This window comes from Streptomyces sp. CA-181903, assembly GCF_050937075.1.
Classification (GTDB): domain Bacteria; phylum Actinomycetota; class Actinomycetes; order Streptomycetales; family Streptomycetaceae; genus Streptomyces.
On the sequence record NZ_JBNJLY010000001.1, the window covers coordinates 6,216,926 to 6,234,996 of the forward strand.

At 74.7% G+C, this 18,071-nt stretch carries 14 protein-coding genes and 1 tRNA gene; 8 read left to right on the forward strand and 7 right to left on the reverse strand.

Annotation, left to right across the window (positions count from 1 at the left end; genetic code table 11):
• The first annotated feature begins 109 nt into the window (after positions 1-109).
• The 3 genes from ACQEVS_RS27670 (at position 110) to ACQEVS_RS27680 (ending at position 5,140) form a co-directional block, all read left to right on the forward strand.
• Complete coding sequence (locus ACQEVS_RS27670) at positions 110-3,541, forward strand: AMP-binding protein (protein ID WP_433024614.1); 3,432 nt, start codon at positions 110-112, stop codon at positions 3,539-3,541.
• Between the two features lie 482 nt (positions 3,542-4,023).
• A complete protein-coding gene (locus ACQEVS_RS27675; protein ID WP_433024616.1) occupies positions 4,024-4,647 on the forward strand; it encodes a 4'-phosphopantetheinyl transferase family protein in 624 nt (207 codons plus the stop codon).
• Positions 4,648-4,876: 229 nt separating this feature from the next.
• Positions 4,877-5,140 (forward strand): DUF1049 domain-containing protein, encoded by a 264-nt coding sequence (locus tag ACQEVS_RS27680; RefSeq protein ID WP_433024618.1) that lies wholly within the window; start codon positions 4,877-4,879, stop codon positions 5,138-5,140.
• Positions 5,141-5,227: 87 nt separating this feature from the next.
• On the opposite strand, the gene ACQEVS_RS27685 is transcribed toward ACQEVS_RS27680, so the two are convergent.
• The 3 genes from ACQEVS_RS27685 to ACQEVS_RS27695 all read right to left on the reverse strand — a co-directional run bounded on the left by ACQEVS_RS27685 (position 5,228) and on the right by ACQEVS_RS27695 (position 7,246).
• Positions 5,228-5,301, reverse strand: a tRNA-Lys gene (locus ACQEVS_RS27685).
• A 128-nt stretch (positions 5,302-5,429) separates the two neighbouring features.
• The gene (locus ACQEVS_RS27690) at positions 5,430-6,092 is read right to left on the reverse strand and encodes a response regulator (protein ID WP_433024620.1); all 663 of its coding nucleotides are present in this window, start codon (positions 6,090-6,092) and stop codon (positions 5,430-5,432) included.
• Complete coding sequence (locus ACQEVS_RS27695) at positions 6,089-7,246, reverse strand: sensor histidine kinase (RefSeq protein WP_433024622.1); 1,158 nt, start codon at positions 7,244-7,246, stop codon at positions 6,089-6,091. Before ACQEVS_RS27695 ends, ACQEVS_RS27690 begins: the two co-directional genes overlap by 4 nt.
• Before the next feature lie 496 nt (positions 7,247-7,742).
• Here ACQEVS_RS27695 and ACQEVS_RS27700 point away from each other — a divergent pair, with 496 nt between their 5' ends.
• On the forward strand, positions 7,743-8,663 hold the full coding sequence (locus tag ACQEVS_RS27700; protein WP_433024624.1) for an ATP-binding cassette domain-containing protein: 921 nt from the start codon (positions 7,743-7,745) through the stop codon (positions 8,661-8,663).
• Positions 8,660-9,502, forward strand: a complete 843-nt coding sequence (locus tag ACQEVS_RS27705; protein ID WP_433024626.1) for an ABC transporter permease — start codon at positions 8,660-8,662, stop codon at positions 9,500-9,502. The genes ACQEVS_RS27700 and ACQEVS_RS27705 overlap by 4 nt, the downstream gene beginning before the upstream one ends.
• A gap of 12 nt (positions 9,503-9,514) precedes the next feature.
• Here the strand turns inward: ACQEVS_RS27705 and ACQEVS_RS27710 are convergent, their stop codons facing one another.
• Positions 9,515-9,997: a hypothetical protein gene (locus ACQEVS_RS27710; RefSeq protein ID WP_433027956.1), complete on the reverse strand. Its 483-nt coding sequence runs from the start codon at positions 9,995-9,997 to the stop codon at positions 9,515-9,517.
• A gap of 237 nt (positions 9,998-10,234) precedes the next feature.
• On the opposite strand from ACQEVS_RS27710, the gene ACQEVS_RS27715 reads away from it, so the two are divergent.
• Both ACQEVS_RS27715 and ACQEVS_RS27720 read left to right on the forward strand, forming a co-directional pair.
• Positions 10,235-11,104, forward strand: a complete 870-nt coding sequence (locus ACQEVS_RS27715; RefSeq protein ID WP_433024628.1) for a metallophosphoesterase family protein — start codon at positions 10,235-10,237, stop codon at positions 11,102-11,104.
• Positions 11,105-11,116: 12 nt separating this feature from the next.
• Positions 11,117-11,860 (forward strand): class I SAM-dependent DNA methyltransferase, encoded by a 744-nt coding sequence (locus tag ACQEVS_RS27720; RefSeq protein ID WP_433024630.1) that lies wholly within the window; start codon positions 11,117-11,119, stop codon positions 11,858-11,860.
• Between the two features lie 875 nt (positions 11,861-12,735).
• On the opposite strand, the gene ACQEVS_RS27725 is transcribed toward ACQEVS_RS27720, so the two are convergent.
• A complete protein-coding gene (locus ACQEVS_RS27725) occupies positions 12,736-13,917 on the reverse strand; it encodes a diaminopropionate ammonia-lyase (protein ID WP_433024632.1) in 1,182 nt (393 codons plus the stop codon).
• A gap of 545 nt (positions 13,918-14,462) precedes the next feature.
• Between ACQEVS_RS27725 and ACQEVS_RS27730 the strand changes: the two genes are divergently transcribed.
• The gene (locus ACQEVS_RS27730; RefSeq protein WP_433024634.1) at positions 14,463-15,509 is read left to right on the forward strand and encodes a cytochrome P450; all 1,047 of its coding nucleotides are present in this window, start codon (positions 14,463-14,465) and stop codon (positions 15,507-15,509) included.
• 317 nt (positions 15,510-15,826) lie between these two features.
• Here ACQEVS_RS27730 and ACQEVS_RS27735 read toward each other — a convergent pair whose 3' ends face one another.
• The gene (locus tag ACQEVS_RS27735; RefSeq protein ID WP_433024636.1) at positions 15,827-16,615 is read right to left on the reverse strand and encodes a hypothetical protein; all 789 of its coding nucleotides are present in this window, start codon (positions 16,613-16,615) and stop codon (positions 15,827-15,829) included.
• Positions 16,616-17,227: 612 nt separating this feature from the next.
• Positions 17,228-18,001, reverse strand: a complete 774-nt coding sequence (locus ACQEVS_RS27740) for a 2OG-Fe(II) oxygenase (protein WP_433024638.1) — start codon at positions 17,999-18,001, stop codon at positions 17,228-17,230.
• Positions 18,002-18,071 lie beyond the last annotated feature (70 nt).

The window sequence follows — 18,071 nt, forward strand, 5'->3', positions numbered from 1 at the left end:
CGGCCATGTCCCCGAACCGAGACCGGCGCCGCCGCCCCCGGCGGCCGGGCCGCGGCGTCCGCGGCGGGCCGCTGCCGACGGTCCCCGCGACGACGGCGGGAGCGCGACGGTGACCGTACGGACCCTCGACCGGCTCCCGCTCCCACGTCCCTCCGCCCGGCGTGACGGCCGCGGCCGGGAGAACACCCCGGGGGACGTCCCGGGCACCGCTTCGGACCACGCCCGGGGCACGGCTTCGGACCACGCCCCGGGCACCGCTCCGGGCGTCACTCGGGAGACCGCCACACCGCAGGGGCTCCGCCTGACGTCGGCCCAGCGCGAGCTGTGGTCCCGGCAGGCCCGCGACCCGGGCGGCGCGGCACCGGTCACCGCCGCGTACCGGGAGATCCGCGGTCCGCTCGACCCGGTGCTGTTCGCCGAGGCGCTGCACCGCACGGTCGGCGAAGCGGACGCTTTGCGCATGAGCGTCGTCGACACTCCGGACGGCCCGCGCCAGCGGCCGATCGCGATCGAGCCGCCGGGCCACGGATTCCCGCTGTGCGCCGCGGACTTGCACGCGACGGAGGGGATGCGCGCTACGGAGAGGACCTGCGCGACGGAGGGGATGGACGAGACCGGTGGGGGAGACGGAAGCGAGGACCCGGAGGCGGTCCGCACCGCGCTGACGTGGATGCGCACGGACCTCGGCCGGCCCTTCGAACCGGCCGGCGGGCCGCTGTTCGCGTACGCGCTGTTCCGGGTCGGCGACCGGCGCTGGCTCTGGTACCGGCGGGTGCACCGGGTCCTGCTCGACGCGCACGGCCACCGGCTGGTGGACCGCCGGGTGGCCGAGGTGTACACGGCCCTGGCGGCCGGCGAGGACCCGGGCCCGAGCCCGTTCGGCCGGCTCGCGGACCTCGTCGCCGAGGACACGGCCTACCGCGCCTCGGCCGCCCGCGAACGGGACCGCGCGTACTGGCGGAACCGGCTCGCGCACCCGCCCGCGGCGGACGAGGCCGTGGGCGGCACGGGCGGCGGTCACCGCCGCCCCGCCCCGCACACGTTCCACCTCGGCCCCGGGACCACGGCCGGGCTGCGCGAACTCGCTGCGTCCGTCCGCGGTTCCCGGACCGGGCTGCTCCTCGCCGCCCAGGCCCTCCACCTGTGCCGCGCCACCGGGCGCCGGGACGTCGTCCTCGGCCTGCCGCTGCCCGCACGTACGGGACCGGGGGCGCTGCGCGTGCCCGGGACGGTACGGAACACGGTTCCGCTGCGGCTCACCATCACCCCTGACATCACCATCGCCGGCCTGGTCCGGCAGGCCGACGACGCCGTCCGCGAGGCCCGCGCGCACCAGCGCTACCGCCGCGCCGACCTCCGCCGCGACCTCGGCCTCCCGGCGGACCACCCCGTCCTCACCGGACCGCTGGTCGACGTCGTCCCGCCCGAGGAACCGGTCACCTTCGCCGGCGCGCCGTCCACACTCCACCCGCTCGCGCCTGGAGCCCTTGATGCGTCCGACGCCCGTGACGCGTCCGGTGCCTGTGACGCATCCGATGACTCCTATGTCTCCGGCGAAGAGGCCGCCGTCACCTTCCACCCCGACGGTACGGCGGACGAGGGCCTCCGCGTGGACACATGGACCGCCCACCCGCCCACGTCCCCGGGACAACGGCATCCACTCCACGCCCTGCTGACCCGCCTCCCGGCCCTGGACCCGCACGCACCGCTCTCTGCCCTGTCGCTCATCCCTGACGAGGAACACGAACGCGCCCTTCGCGAAGGCAACGACACCTCCGTCGCCGTCCCGCCCACGACAGCGATCGGCCCCTTCGAGTCCCGCGCCGCCCGGACCTCCGGGGCCACCGCCCTCATCGCGGGCGACGAGCGCCTGACCTACGCCCAACTGAACGCCCGGGCCAACCGCCTGGCCCGCCACCTCACCACCCTCGGCGTCCGACCCGGCACCTTCGCCGCCGTCGACCTGCCCTGGTCGACTGCGCGGGTGGTGGCCCTGCTCGCCATCCTGAAGGCGGGCGGCGCCTGTTGGTTCCCTGGGGAGGGGGAACGGCGGTACGCGGCCGGCCCGCGGGTGGGCGAGGCGCGCGGGGACGGTGCGTACGGTGGTGACGGGGGTGCGGACGGCCTGCACGAAGAAGGCCGGCGCGCCGGCGGCCTGCATGGCGACGGCCCGCATGGTGGCAGCTCGCTCGATAACGGTCTGGCGGGTGACGGCCCGCATGGTGACGGTTCGCTCGATGACGGTGTGGCTGGCAACGGCCTGCGTGGTGACGGCTCACTCGACGACGGTCTGGCTGGCAACGGCCCGCGTGGTGACGGCTCGATCGATGACGGCCTTGCTGGCAACGGCCTGCGTGGTGACGGTTCGCTTGATGACGGTCTGGCTGGCAACGGCCCGCGTGGTGACGGCTCGATCGATGACGGACCGCACGCAGACGGCCCGTGTACCGCCGCTCCGTACCGCGAACAGCTCGCCCCCATCTGCGTCTTGACGACCGCGTCCATCTCCTCCACCGCGCCCACCGGAAGCGCCCGAACCGTCCTGCTGGACGACCCCGCCCTCCCGGACCTCCTGGCCGTCCACCCGCCCGTCGACCCGGCACGGGCCCTGACCCCCCACCACCCGGCCTACGCCACCCGCCCCACCACCACCCACCACCACACCACCGTCGTCCCCCACTCCGCTCTCGACAACCGCCTCCGCTGGCTGCAACACCACCACCCCCTTGCGCCCGAGGACCGCCTCCTCCTGCAAGGCCCCCTCACCCCTGACACTCTCGCTGTGGAGCTGCTGTGGCCCCTCCGGGAAGGGGCGACGCTCGTCCTCCCCGCGCTCGAAGACAGCGCGGGCGCCGGACACGACGAGCCCGGCGACTCCGGCGCCACCGACGGGCCCGGCGAAGCCGAGGAGCCGGACGCGTCGGTGGCGCGTCGCATACGCGAACTCGACGTCACCGTCGCCCTCTTGGACGCCGATGCCCTCCGGTGGTTCGTGCGCGCACCGGAGGCGGGGGAGTGCGGGCGACTGCGGCACGTCCTGGCCGTGGGCGAACCGCCGGACCGGGCGACCGCCGACCGGTTCCACCGCGTAGTGCCGCACACCGCCCTGCACCACCATTTCGGCCCGCCGGAGGCGGCCTCGGTGGCGCACCGCGTCTTTACACCGGGGGACGCGGCACCGCCCGGAACCGTCCGGCCCGTCTGGAATGCGCGCCTCCACGTCCTCGATCCGGCGCTCCGCCCCTGTCCGCCGGGCACCCCGGGCGAGTTGTACGTCGCGGGCGCCCCGCTCGCCACCGGGTACGCCGGCCATCCGGGCCGTGCCGCCGGCCGTTTCCCGGCCGACCCGTACGGGCCGCCCGGAACGCGGATGTACCGTACGGGCCGCAGGGCGCGACGGCTTGCGGACGGCGGCGTCGAACTCCTCGACGGACGCGGCCCGGACGGCGACCACGGCCCGCCCGGGCCGGGATCGGCCGAGGCACCAGCATCGGTCGAGGCATCGGTCGAGGCACCGGCCGGTCGGCCGCCGGCCGGATGATGCGCCGGCCATCAGGCTCCGGCCTCGGCGGATGCCGCCGCCGAGGCCGGTCCGACGGGACACGGGTACGCTGATCGGCCCGGAAGACGGGGAATCATGACGGGAACGAGAGACGACGGGGAGAGGCCCTTGCCCAGCACCTCGGGTAAGCCCGACGCGGCGAGTACGCCCAGGACGTCGGGTGCCACCGGCGCTTCCGGCGCTTCCGGCGGATCCGGTGCCACCGGCAGCGCCGGCCCCTCCCGTACGACCGCCGCATCCCGCACCCCAACCCCGACCCCAACCCCGACCCCAACCCCGACCCCAACCCCGACCCCAACCTCGACCCCACCCCTCCCGCCGCGCCGACAGCGCCGATCCCGGCCGACGCGCGGCAAGACCCGAGCACCCCCCTCCGCCCCCGAATCCTGGGCCGTGACCCGCTCCCCACCCCCTGGACCCCGGGAGCGGCCGGGGGTGCCCTCGACCTCTGGTTGCTGCGCATGCCGGACGAGGGCCGTCCCACTCCTCGCGAGGAGTGGGAGGCGGTCCTGGACGCACGCGAACGCGCCCGCGCCGCCTCCTTCGTCCGGGATCTGCACCGCGACCGCTATGTCGCCGCGCACCTCGCCCTGCGCCGGCTGCTCGGCGCGTACCTGGGTGTGGCGCCGGAAGCCGTCGAGCTGGTCCGGGAACCCTGCCCGTGCTGCGGCGCCCCGCACGGCCGCCCGGCGGCGGCCGGCGCGCCGCTGCACTTCAACCTGTCGCACGCCGGTGACCTGGCGTTCCTCGCCTTCGCGGACACACCGGTCGGGGCGGACGTGGAGGAGGTGCAGCAGGCGTCGGTGGTCGACAGCGTCGGCCGTTCGCTGCACCCCCGGGAGGTGGCCGAGCTGGACTCCCTCCCGCCCGCCGACCGGACGACGGCCTTCTCCCGCTGCTGGACACGCAAGGAGGCGTACCTCAAGGGGACGGGCACCGGCCTCGCGGAGCGGCTGTCGGTGACGTACGTCGGCTGCGGCCCGCGGCCCGCGTCACCGCCCGGGTGGACCCTGACCGACGTCGAGGCGGCCCCGGGATACACGGCGGCGGTGGCCCTCGCGGACGAGGCCGGTTCCACCGCCTAAAAGACCGCGTAAACCATGTAAACCGCGTAAAAGGTTCCAGCCGTCGGGCCGGTCAGTGCGCGGTGAGTCCGCCGTCGACGACGAACCCGGCCCTGGTGACGAACGACGACTCGTCACTGGCGAGGAACAGGCCCCACCGGTGTGCGCCCTCCCACACCGGCGTGCCACGCCTCACCCGAACGGAGCAGTCGCGTGCCCGCCGCGCGCGGTGCCCTGCGAAGGTGAGGGCATGGCCTCCAAGCACAAGTCCTCGACGAGCGGTCCGTCCCGCGCCGGTTCCCTGGGGAGCCGGCTGCGGGAAGTGGCGACGACAGGGCGGGTCGTCCTGCTGGTCGTCGCCGTGCTGGCGCTCGTCTTCGTCTTCGAGAACACCCGGCACGTCACGATCCGGATCATCGGCCCCGAGGTCTCGACGCCGCTGTGGCTGGCGCTCGCCGCGATGCTCGTGATCGGCTGGCTGCTGGGGCGGTTCGTGACCGTACGCCGACGATGACGACGGCGACGCGCCGCCGCCGCGCGGGCATCAGCGGCAACACGCGTCGGGCCCCCGCCTCTTGCGAGACGGGGGCCCGAATTCCAGTGCGCCACCAGGGACTCGAACCCCGGACCTGCTGATTAAGAGTCAGCCGCTCTAACCAACTGAGCTAGCGGCGCGGGAAGAAAATTATCAGATCTTCCGTATGAAGCAAACGCGCATAGGGGTCGACTACCGTCCGTTGTCTCATGTGCGCTGCGCGTCATCACGCCTCGTCATATGTCGTCGAGCGGCGGCCACTCGGCCCTCACGGCGACACCAGCCCCGCCTCATAAGCGGTGATCACCAGCTGCACCCGGTCCCGGGCGCCCAGCTTCGTGAGCAACCGCGACACATGCGACTTCGCCGTGGCCACCGTGATGAAGAGGTCCTGCGCGATCTCGGTGTTCGACCGGCCGCGCCCGACCAGGGTCAGCACCTCCCGTTCGCGCTCGGTGATGCCCTCGACCACGGCCGGGGGACGCCTCGACGGGACGGGCCCGGAGCGTTCCGCGGCGAAGTCGGCGATCAGGCGGCGCGTCACCCCCGGCGCGAGCAGCGCGTCGCCCGACGCGACCACGCGGACCGCCGCGAGGATGTCGTCCAGCGCCATGTCCTTGACGACGAATCCGCTCGCGCCGGCCCGGAGCGCGCCGTAGACGTGCTCGTCCTCGTCGAAGGTGGTCAGCACGAGGACGCGGGCCATCGTCTGGCCGGACGTGATCCGACGGGTGGCCTCGATCCCGTCCATACCGGGCATCCGGATGTCCATCACCACGACGTCCGGGCGGAGTTCACCGGTGAGCCGGACGGCCTCCAGGCCGGTGGCGGCCTCGCCGACGACCTCCAGGCCGGGGTGGTCGGCCATGAGCACGCGCAGTCCGGACCGCACCAGCGGCTGGTCGTCGGCGAGCAGGATCCGGACACTCATAGGGTCTCCACGACGGGCGCCGGAACGGCCGCCGGAGCATCGGCCGATGCTCCCTCGGTCGGTGCCCCCTCAGCCGAGGCCCCCTCGACGTCGACGGGCGCGGGCAGCGGCAGCCGGGCCGTCACCCGGAAGCCGCCCTCGGTGCGCGGACCGGCGCTGAGACGGCCGCCCAGCAGGCTGACCCGCTCGCGCATGCCGATGATGCCGAAACCGCCGGCACCGTTACCACCGCCGACACCGACACCGACACCGACACCGCCACCGCCGCCACCGCCGACTCCACTGCCACCGCCGGAGCCTTGCGCCCGCATCTCATCGGCACCCCTCATCCCACACCCGTCGTCCACGACCTCCACCACCAACTCCTCCTCCCCGTACCCCACGGTCACCCGGCACCACCCGGTCCCCGCGTGCCGCACCACGTTCGTCAGCGCCTCCTGCACGATCCGGTAGGCGGACAGGTCGATGTCACCGGGCAACGGGCGCCGCTCGCCCTCCCGGCGCAGGTCGACGCGGACCCCCGCGTCCGCCGTCGACGCCGCCAGCCGTTCGAGGTCCGCGAGTCCCGGTGCGGGGGCGAGCGGCGGCCGTTGCCCAGTGGCATCGGCGTCGTCCCGCCGCCCCATGGCGTCCGTGCTCCGCCGCACCTGTCGCAGCGACACCAGCGTGCGCCGCAGCCCCGCCAGGGTCTCCCTGCTGGTGGACTCGATCGCGCGAAGGGCCGCGCGCGCCTCCGCCGGCTGCGTCTCGATCACCCGGCTCCCCACCCCCGCCTGGATGGCGATGATGCCGACGCTGTGCGCGACCATGTCGTGCAACTCCCGTGCGATCCGCAGCCGTTCGGCGGTCACGGCCTCGGCCACCTCCCGTGCTCGCAGCGCCGCCTCCCGCGCGCGCAGCGCCACCGCGTGCTCGCGGCGCTCGCGGACGAGCAGTCCTGCCGTGCAGCACGCGGTCAGCGCCAGGAGGGCGATCACCACGTTGACCACCAGACTGTTCCCGTGGGTGAACAGGCCGATCACCGGGAACTGGACGACGGATGTCACGGCCACGGCGGCGGCCGAGGCCCACCGGCCGCGGGTGGCGACGACGAGGGCCAGGACGAGGTCCACTCCCAGGAAGGACAGGAACTGGCCCTGGTACCCCTGATACACCGCCGACGCACCCGGGTGGACGGCCGGATCCGGGGGGAGGGGCCCGGAGGGCCCGCCACCACCAGGGTCGACCCGGCCAGTGCCAGCCCCAGCGCGCACAGCGGCGCCCGGCGCGCCACGCCGACGAGCAGGCTCACGGCCAGCAGCGCCCCGAGGCCGTGGGTGGTGCCCGACGCCCGCGGCGCGCCCCCGATCAGCAGCCCGACGGCGAGGAGGTAACCGGCACCTCCCGCCCACGCCAAGGCCCTCGCCCTCGTCATCGGCGGGACGTCTTCGGCCGCGCCACCCGCCGCGAGGGCCGTGGCCCGGCTCCACGGCCGACGGCCCGCCCGGCCGCCCACGACATGATCATCAAGGGGTTCACGCCGCGAGACTAACCGCCCGCTCCCCGCCCGGCATCAGCCCGGGGACGTACACCCCCGGGCGAACCCGCCCACCCGCATTGCCGCCCCCGGCCCCATGCCCGCACCCGGGCCTCCCGGACAGGCTGAGGCCCATGATCGAAGTCAGCGGACTCACCAAGCGCTACGGGGACAGGACCGCCGTCGACCGGCTGTCCTTCACCGTCCGGCCCGGCCGGGTCACCGGGTTCCTCGGCCCCAACGGAGCCGGCAAGTCCACCACCCTGCGGCTGGTCCTCGGCCTGGACGCGCCCACCGCCGGGACGGCCACCGTCGACGGTGTCCCCTTCCGCCGCCACTCGCGCGGCCTGCGGCACGTCGGCGCCCTGCTCGACGCCGGCCACGTCCACGGCGGGCGCACCGCCGCCGCTCACCTGGCCGCCCTGGCGCGGAGCAACGCCATCCCGCGCCGCCGGGTGGACGAGGTGCTGGGGGAGGTGGGGCTGACCGAGGTCGCGCACCGCCGCGTCGGCGGTTTCTCCCTCGGCATGAAGCAGCGGCTGGGCATCGCGGCGGCCCTGCTCGGCGACCCACCCGTGCTCCTCTTCGACGAACCGGTCAACGGCATGGACCCGGAGGGCGTGCTATGGGTACGTCGCCTCTTCCGGCGCCTGGCCGCCGAGGGGCGCGCCGTCTTCCTCTCCAGTCACCTGATGTCGGAGATGGAGAACACCGCGGACGACCTGATCGTCATCGGCCGGGGCCGCCTCATCGCCGCCGAGCCGCTGCGGGACTTCGCGGCCCGCGGCACCCACCGCGCCGTCACGGTGGCGACGCCGCAGGCGGCGGAGCTGTCCGCCGTCCTGACGGCGGCGGGCGCGACCGTCGAACGGGAGGGCTCCGCCGCGGCCCCTCGCCTCACCGTCACCGGCCTCCCGGCCGCCCGCGTGGGCGCCCTCGCCCACGAGCACCGCATCCGCCTGGACGAACTCACCACCCGCACCGCCTCCCTGGAGGCGGCCTTCATGGAACTCACCGCGACCGCGACGGAATACCCGGCAGGACACCCCCGATGACGCCACGAACGACCTCTCCCGACACCGACACCGCCACCGCCACCCCCGCTCCCACCCTCACCCCCGCCCGTTTCCGCGACCTCCTGGCCGCCGAGTGGATCAAAACCCGATCCCTCCGCTCCACCCCCTGGACCCTCGCCCTGACCCTCCTCTTCGTCATCGGCTCCGCCGTCGTGGCGACGGCGTCGGACCACAACACCCGCCCCGGACCCGTCGACTTCCTCCCCTTCGACGCCTTCCCGCCGGCCGGCTCCTGGACGCTGGTCCTCGTCGCCGGCAGCGTCGGTGCCCTGAGCGTCGTGAGCGAGTACAGCACCGGCCTGATCCGCGCCACCACCGTGGCCGTCCCCGCCCGAGGTCCGGTCGTCCTGGCGAAGGCCGTGATCACCGCCGCGCTGTGGACGGTGGTCGGGGTGATCGCCGCCACCGGTTCCTTCCTGGCGTCCCAGGCGGTCCTGAACGAGCGCCACGCCGGCGTCCCCCTCACCCACCCCGGCGTCTTCCGGGCGCTGGTGGCCACCGCGCTGCTGGCCCCGGTCTGCGCGCTGGTCGGCCTGGGCCTCGGCGTCCTGCTCCGGCACGCCGCCGCGACCATGGTCACCAGCGTCTTCCTGCTGCTGGTGCTGCCCCCGATGTTCTCGGATCGCGTCCGCTGGACGGCGGACGTCAAGCACGCGCTGGTCTCCACCGCCTGGTCGCGCCTCGTCCAGAACTGGGACCCCGGCGCCGCGTCCCTCGGCTACTCGCCGACGGTCCCCGGTTCCTGGACCGTGTACGCGCTCTGGCCGCTGACCGCGGTGGCGCTGGCCGTGCTCGTCGTCCGGCGGCGCGACGTGTGAACGTACGAGGCGTCAATCCTCGTCGTCCACGCTCGACAGCGCGTCGGTGATCAGCCGAGTGGCGAAGTCGGGGTCCTCGGTGAGGCGGTTGATGTGGTCCGCGAGCAGGAACGCGGTGACCTCCAGCGGGTTCATCTCGGCCTCGGTCCAGAACCCGTACTGCTTGCGCCACAGACTGGGACTGAGATCGGCCCCCGCGGCGATGATCAGTCCCGCCATCGTCGGGATCGCCTCGGGACGGACGCTCTTGGGCATCATGCGCATCGTGCCGACGACGCTGGGCACCACATACGCGAAGACGTCCTTGTCATGCGCCGCGTACGCCTCCCGCAGCCACCTCATGAACATGAAGATAAGCGTGCACGCGCCGTCCAGCACATCGTTGGCCCCCTCGGCGTCGAGGGAATCCGTGAACCTGTCCATCAGCGCCTGCTGTTCGGGATCCGTCCGGCTCTTGCCCGCCTGGACGGTCTTGAGCCGGGAGTCGATCAACATGAGCGCCGCGCCCACATCGCCGGCGGGAGCGTACTCGGGGTCGCAGACGGATGACGGCACGGTGGCTCCTCCTCACTCGACCGCGGCGGGTGACGCGGCGTGCCCGTAGGGTAGTCCGCCGCGGACACCCGGGTCCGTCGAACGCCGGACCCGCCGGCCCTCGTGCCACCCGAGGTTGCCGCCCCGCGACGCAGGGCAGGCTGCGGCTCGAACACCCGCCCTACGAAAGGCACTCCGATGACCGCGAGCGTCGCCGTCCTGTCCGACATCCACGGCGTACTGCCGGCCCTGGAGACGGTCCTGGCCGAGCCGGACGTCCTCGCGGCCGACCTGATCGTCGTCACCGGCGACCACGCGGCCGGTCCGCAGCCCTGCGAGGTGCTGGACCGGCTGCGCGCCCTCGGTGACCGGGCCCTCCTGATCCGCGGCAACGCCGACCGGGAACTCGCCGCGCTGGCGCGGGGCGAACTCCCGCCCGACCACGCCTGGGAAGCGGACTTGTGGGCGGCCCGACAGCTACGGGACGCGGACGTGCGGCTCCTCGAGAACCTGCCCCACCCGGTGACCCTGGAGGTCGACGGCTTCGACGGCAGGGTCGTCTTCTGCCACGGCACCCCGCGCGACGACGCCGAGGTCGTCCTCGTCGACACCCGTCTCGACCGCTGGGCCGAGGTCTTCGCCGAACTGCCCAGCGATGTACGGACCGTGGTGTGCGGACACACCCACATGCCGTTCGCCCGCCTCGTCGACGGGCGCCTCGTCGTCAACTCGGGCAGCGTAGGCATGCCCTACGGCCGCCCGGGCGCGTCCTGGGCCCTCCTCCGCGACGGTCAGGTGCACCTACGGCACACCCCGTTCGACCCCGACGCCGCCGTGGGCCGAGTGGCAGCGGAATCGGCCTACCCCGCCGCCCGGGCCTGGGCGGACCACTACGTCCGAGCGGTGACGACGGACGCGGAGGCGCTCCGCGCGTTCGGTCCCCGGGACGGCCGGGGCGTTTCCACGCCGCCGGCTCCGCATGCGCGTCAAATGCCTGGAACAGAAGGGGACTTCGGCGCTACGGTCCGGTCCGGCGGTGTACGGCCCCGGCGGTCCGACCGGTCGTGAGAGGAGCGTTCCGTGGAGGGTTTCGATCCCAGGACGAGCTTCGGGTACGAGGTGTCCCGGCGCTACGACGACGAACCGCGCGGCGACGAGGCCGAGACCGTCGCGTTCCTGGCCGGGCTCGCGAGGGGGCGGGACGCCCTGGAATTCGCGGTGGGCACCGGCCGGATCGCGTTGCCCCTCGCGCGGGCCGGGGTGCGGGTGGACGGGATCGAGCTGTCGCCCGACATGGTCGACCGGATGCGTGAGAAGCCGGGCGGCGACCGGATCGACGTCACCATGGGCGACATGTCGCGCGTCACCACCGGCCGCGAATACGGGCTGGTCTACCTCCTCTTCAACACGATCGGCAACCTGCTCACCCAAGACGGCCAGGTCGAGTGCTTCCGGAACGCCGCCGCCCACCTCGCCGACGGCGGCGTGTTCGCCGTCGAGTGCCGCGTTCCCACCGCGCCTTCACGCGCCGGCCACCGGTACCTCGACACCGAGCGGGTCGGTCTGGACTTCGTCGACCTCGACGCCGGCCGGTACGACCCGCTGACCCAGATCCTCGACCTGAACCACATCCGCGTCAGCGGCCAAGGCATCCGCCTGTCCCCGATCAGGCTCCGCCTCGCCCACCCGCCCGAGTTCGACCTCATGGCCCGCATCGCCGGGCTCCGGCTGCGGGACCGCTGGGGCGGGTGGAACGGCGAGCCGTTCACTGCGGCGAGCTGGCGCCACGTGAGCGTGTACGAACGTGCGGACGGTGCCGCGTAAGGGCGCCCGGCGGTGATGCTCGCCGCCGGGCGGCCGGGTCAGCTGTCCGAGCGGAACGCGCCGTGGACCCGCGGATCGGCCCGGATCGCCGCGAGGCCGTCGCCGAACCCCACCTCTCCCGGCCGGAGGCGTGGGCCGGGCGAACCCCTGTGCGCGGAGGGCCCCTTCACCCCACCTCCCGGAACTCCCAGGCCCGCTCCGGGCCGCCCGCCCCAGCGGCCGGAGGACGATGTGGCCCGCCCAGGACGGTTCCGGGGCGACGTCGACGGCGAGCTCCGCGCCGCCGGGGAAGCCGGGGAAGCCGGAGAAGCCGGAGAAGCCGGGGGAGCCGGGGGATCCGGCGGGGCCGGCGGCGTCGTCCGGGACGACGAGGTGGAAGAGGAGACCCGCCCCCGAGCCGACGCGCGCCGCCCGCAGTGCCCAGGACCGGTGCCGGGCGCCCGCCCCCACCTGCTTCCCCGGCTCGGGTTCCCCGTGGAAGCCGAGCAGCGTCCCGCTCCGGACGTTGCGGACGGTCCGCGTCCCGTCGTCGAGCTCCTCCAGGATCCATTCCTGCTCGCCCGGGCCGGCGGTCCGCGGCATGAGCAGCGTGGGCGTGCCCGGTTCGGCGGAGCCGTCGCGGAGGGTGAGGAACCGGCCGCCGGGCCGGGCGATCGTGTAGACGCCGTTCGGTACCAGAGCCAAGGCCGACTCCCTTTCTGACGCGCGGCGCCCGCGGCGGGCGCCTCGGACTTCCGGGCGGAGCCATACGTCCCCGGTCCCCGCGTCCCGTACCGGGGTGGGGCCCCCGCGTCACCCCTCGGGCGCACGACGGCCTCACCCGGGGGAGGGCGCGCCGTCGCCGGGCGGCTCAGCGCACCGGCACGGAGCGCGGCTCAGCCGGCGGCCGTCGCGTACGGATTCGCCTCCCGTCCCTCCGTGCTCAGCAGTACCACCGTCGACTCCGGCCCGATGCCCAGCGCGCTCCGCCGCGCGGGCGCGTCCGGCCCCGAGAGCGCCGTCCGCAGGCCCGCCAGGGACGCGGCGCCGCAGGGCCCGGACGGGACGCCGAGCGCGGACAGGTCGGCCATCGCCCGGGCGGCGGCGGCCTCGCCGACGGCGACGGCGGCGTCCAGGCCGTCGCGCAGGACGGGCCAGGCGAGGGCGGACGGCGTACCGCAGTTGAGGCCCGCCATGGCGGTCTCGCCGGTGGCGACGGTCACCGGCTCGCCGCGCGTAAGGCTCGCGAGGAGGCACGCCGCCGTCTCCGGTTCCACGGCCAGCAGCGCCGGGGCCGGCCCGGCGGCCGGGCGGCGGCCGCGATAGTGGGTGACGGCGGCCTGGGCCAGCGAGCCCACGCCGACGGGGACGGCCACCAGGCCGGGGTTCCCCGCGCCCGCCGCCGCCAGCTGCTCGTCGATCTCGGCGAAGAGCGTGGAGTAGCCCTCCACGATCCAGCCGGGGATCCGCTCGTAGCCCGGCCAGGCCGTGTCCTGGACGAGGACCGCGTCCGCCGCGCGGGCCGCCTCGGCCGCCTGCCGCACGGCCTCGTCGTACGGTCCCGCCACCCGCACCACCTCGGCACCCTCGCCCTCGACGGCCGTGGCGGCGGCGGGGTGTACGCCCGACGGGACGAAGACGCGGGCGCGCAGCCCGTTGTCGCGGGCCGCCCGGGCCAGGGCCCGGCCGTGGTTGCCGTCGGTGGCCGTCACCAGGGTCACGGGGGCCACCGGGGTCGCGTCCCGCCCCTCCGACGTCCCTTCCGCCGCCGTCTCCGCCCGCTCGGCCAGGATGCGGTGCACCGCCCAGAAGGCGCCCAGCGCCTTGAAGGCGGGCAGCCCCAGCCGCGACGACTCGTCCTTGACGAAGACCCGGTCCATGCCCAGTTCGGCGGCGAGCCCGGGGAGTTCGGTCAGGGGCGTCGGCGCGTACCCCGGCAGCGCGGCGTGGAAGGCCCGCACTCCGGCGGGGCCGGGCGCGCTGCTCCAGGACCGGGCGGCCGGACGGGCGAACCAAGAAGGAGCGGGGGCGACGGAGGAAGCGGGAGCGGAGGATGCAGGGGAAGCGGAAGCGGTCATGGCAGTAGCCTGCGGTCCGGACATCGCTCCGGTCCAGCTCGTGAATCCCCGCGGCGGAGGGCGTGGCGACGCCGGGCGGGTGAGACGGGCGGGCGGGGAGCCACCGGCCGGCACCCCGGGCGGGAGGCGCGACGCCCGCGCGTGAGCCCCCGCCCGCAGGGGCGGAGGGGCTGCGGATGCGATGTTCGCCGGGATTTGTTCGACTGGGAGGGAACCTGTGGTACAGGCCCCGGGCCGGGCCGCGCACAGCGGTCGTGATCCTGGCGCCGACGCGCCCCGCCTGTGCCGATTCAAGCCGCTTCGAAACCGATTCGAACCGATTCGCAGTCGACTCACAACCGAATCGGAGGCGGCCGGAGTCGATTCGGAGCCGCTTCGGGGCCGATGAGTGGTCGGTTCACGGCCGGGACGAGCGACGGGGAGGTGGGCTGATGGGTGGCGACGGGTACATGCGCCGGTTCACACGTGATCCGCACGGATTCCTCGAAGATCTCGCCCGCCGGAGCGCCGCGGGGATCTTCCCGCTCCCGTGGGGCGGCTGGTGCGTGAAGGACACAGAGCTGGCGCTCGGCGTCCTGAACGATCCCGTCTTCAACACCGGCCGCTCGCCCTTCTTCGGTGACCTCCTGCCGACCCGCTCGGCACAGGTCGTCCTCGGCCGCGAGGTCCGCCAGGCGCTGCGCGCGTACGAGCCCGCCTTCCGCGTCCGCATGGAGGACGCCGTGGCCCGGCTGCCCGTCGCGAGCCCCTGGCCCGTCACCGGTCCCGACCTGGTCTTCCGCGCCGCGGCGGATCTGCTGCTGCATCCGGACGCCGCGCCTCCGCTGCGGCGGCTGATGCACCGGGCCGTCCACGGCGGGGTCCTCGTCCGGCAACCCCGCGTGTGGCAGCGGGCGCGGGCGGAGGTGGTGCGGGCCGGACTGGTCAAGGCGACGCTGGCCCACGTGAGGGAACGCCGGCGGGAGACCGGTCCCCGGCGGCCACGCGATCTCCTCGACACGGTCCTGCTCGCCTGCCCCGACGACCGCACCGACCGGGCGGTGGCCGACCTGTACCGGCTGATCCACCAGTCCGTCGTGCGCAACGTCGGATACGCGCTCGCGTGGTCCCTGCTGCTGGCCTGCCTCCACGCACCGGGAGGCGCGTCGCGGCCCTGGCCCTGGCCGACGGACCGGCTCGTGCGCGAGGCCGCCCGGTACCGTCCGATGGTCTGGATGGTCGGCCGCCGTGTGCCGCGGCCACTGGACTACGGCGGCATCCGCTTCCCCGCCGGAACGATCCTCTCCGTGAGCCCGTACCTGCTCCACCACGACGAGCGCCGCTGGACCGGGCCCCGGGTTTTCGACCCCGACCGGTGGTCGCGGCCGGACGCCTGCGGCCCGTACCTGCCGTTCAGCGCGGGCCCGTTCGCGTGTGCCGCCGCGGCGGTCGCGCACAGCATGGTCGGTACGGCGGTGGACCGCATCGGTGAGGGCGCGCGCCTGAGCGTCCCGCCGAGTGCCGTCCATCCGGTGGTGACGGACGCCGCCGTACCACGGCCCTTCGTCCTGCACCGCACGACGGCCGTGCTTCACCGCACCACAGCGTCCTGACGTCGATGAGGAAGTGGAAAGGAGGTGAACGGCCATGATCGCAGCTGTCCAGCGCGTCTTCAGGAACAAGCCGGCGCTCCGTTGGTTCTGGTAGACGCCGAACGGTCCACGAGGTGGTCCGGCCGCCGGCAGACCGACCGGCACGCCGGGCCACCGCCTGTGACGGCGCGGCGCGGCACGGCGCTCCCGTCGGCTCACCTCACGTCACTCCACCCCCGATACGCTCCTGCCCCCCGACGCCGCCCCTGACGACTTCGACGCCGTCCCTGACACCCCCGACACCGTCCCCCGCACCGCGCCCCCTGACGCCCCCGGCATCACCCCCGTGCAGCCCCCGACAGCGCCTCCGGGTCGGCCGGTTCGCGTGTCGTCACCGCGGGGGAGACCTGGACGAGCGTGTCGGCGAAGCGCCGCGAGCAGAACTGCTCCAGGCCGCCGTGGCTCCCGGCCCACGCACGCATCTCCGCCTGGCCGCCAGGGAGTTCGTCCAGCAGCCGGTCGAAGGCGCGCGCGTGGTACGCGACCGCCGAGCCGCCGAACCGGCAGACGGTCCAGCGCCGGTCGGCCAGTTCCGCGACGTGCGCCCGGAGCACGCTCGTCGCGTCGTGGCAGAAGACGACGTCGTCCTCGAAGACGAGCACGTGCCGCAGCCCGCGCTGCCGCGCCTGGGCGATCGCCGTCCGGTGGGCGAGGGCGTGGCCGGCCGCCGGTTCGCCGGGGACGACGGGTGCCGGGAGCCGGCGTACGCGCCCGGCGATGCCCAGCCGCCGGAAGCGGCGGTGGGCGGCCACCCAGCGGTGCGCGTCGGCGTCGGCGCTGACGCATACCAGGGCGTCGAACTCGTCCAGCGGGTGCGCGCGTTCGGCGGCGTGCTCGGCCCACCAGGCGTCGACGACGTCACCGCACGCTTCCCGGTAGTGGTCGACGACGGGCTCGACGGCCAGGCCCGCCTCCTCCCAGGCGAGGAGGTGGTCGCGACAGCGGTCGGCGGTCTCCACGGGAACGGCCGTGCCGGGCGGCCGGCCGGGCCGCCGCGTCCAGCGCAGGAACGGCAGGCACAGCGCCCGCGCCCCCGCCGCCCGGAACCGCTTGTGCAGCGACCCCACTTCAGCGCCCGCCCCCGCAGCCGCGGATTGAGCCCCGGCCAGACCTCCGTACGGCAGGCGAACAGCCCGAGGTCCTGCATGCCGATCTCGAACGGCGGCGCCCCCGGATCCGTCCCGCGCGGGTCGCACCCCCGCACCCCGAACGCCGCACCCCGGAACACCGGGTCGAGATGCGTCCGTACGGTCCTCAAGTCGTCGCCGAGCAGCGGCCCGTGCAGCAGGTCGCGGGAGTGCGGGTGCGCGTCCGCGTATGCGAGGAGGCCGGCGAGCGCGCCGGGTACGAGGAGGACGTGCGGGTCCACCGCCAGCACCCACTCCGTCCGGGCCTCGCGGACGACGAGGTCCCGCAGGGCGCTGCCGCGCAGGTGCCCGGCGGGCACGTGGCGCAGGCCCGGGACCGTGTCCGCGAGCGCCCGCAGGTCCGCGCCGGCCGGGCCGTCCGGATCGCCGTCCACGACGAGCAGGTCCACGCGGCCGGCGGTCTCGGGGTGGTGGAGGCGGAGGGAGAGGAGCGTGGAGTACGCGCCGTCGTAGTCGTCGTGGACGGCGGTGCCGACGGTCAGACGCGCGGGTGTGGCGGGTGTCGCGGCGGTCACGGGCCGGCCTCCCCGTTCACCGGGGACCGGCGCCGAGCCGGCCGTGGAAGGCGAACCGGCTGTCGAGCAGCTTCGCCGACGGCGAGGCGACCGGACGCACCTGGTACCAGGCGTCGGACGGGAAGAAGACGAGCGAGTCGTGGTCGGGCTGGACGTCCCGGAACGACTCCGCGATGCCCGGGTGCCCCTCGCGGACCGTCGTGTCGTAGATCCGCGTCTGACCGCCGGTGAACCCACGTGGCCTGCGGTGCAGGTGGTAGATGAACGAGATGCGGTACGGGTCGCAGGAGCCTGATCCGGATTCGGAGCCGGATCCGGCTCCTGAGCTTGGTCCTGATGCCGCACCCACGCCCGCGCCCGAGTCCCAGCCAGAGTCCCGGCCCCCGCCCGCGCTGTCGCGTACGGGCGGTTCCTGCCGCCGCGCGTCGGGCGGCAGTTCGTTGTGCATCGTGAACCCGAACGACACCCTGGGGTCCACCACCGGCACCCCCAGCATCGTCATCACCATCGGCGCCAGCCGCGTCACCACGGCGGTGAGCGCCGGGAACCGGGCGGCCTGGTCCGCGCACCGCCACGTCGGCGGAACCATCGCCTCCGCCCCTGCCCCCCGGCCTCTGACCTCGTCCATCAGCGCGTGGCACCCCTCCTCCAGCAGCCGGTCGGCCGCCGCCGCGCCCAGGACGTCGTCGAACCGGCAGATCTGTGTCGCCAGCGTCACCGCCGTCGAAGCGGTCCCGCGCGGCGCCGCGCCCTCCGCTTGGGCCTCCGCCACCACCGTGCTCTCGGTCATCCCGCTCACCTCCGCCTCCTCCGGGGACCCGCCCCCGGGGTTGCGGCAGGGGTACCACCGGACGTACGGG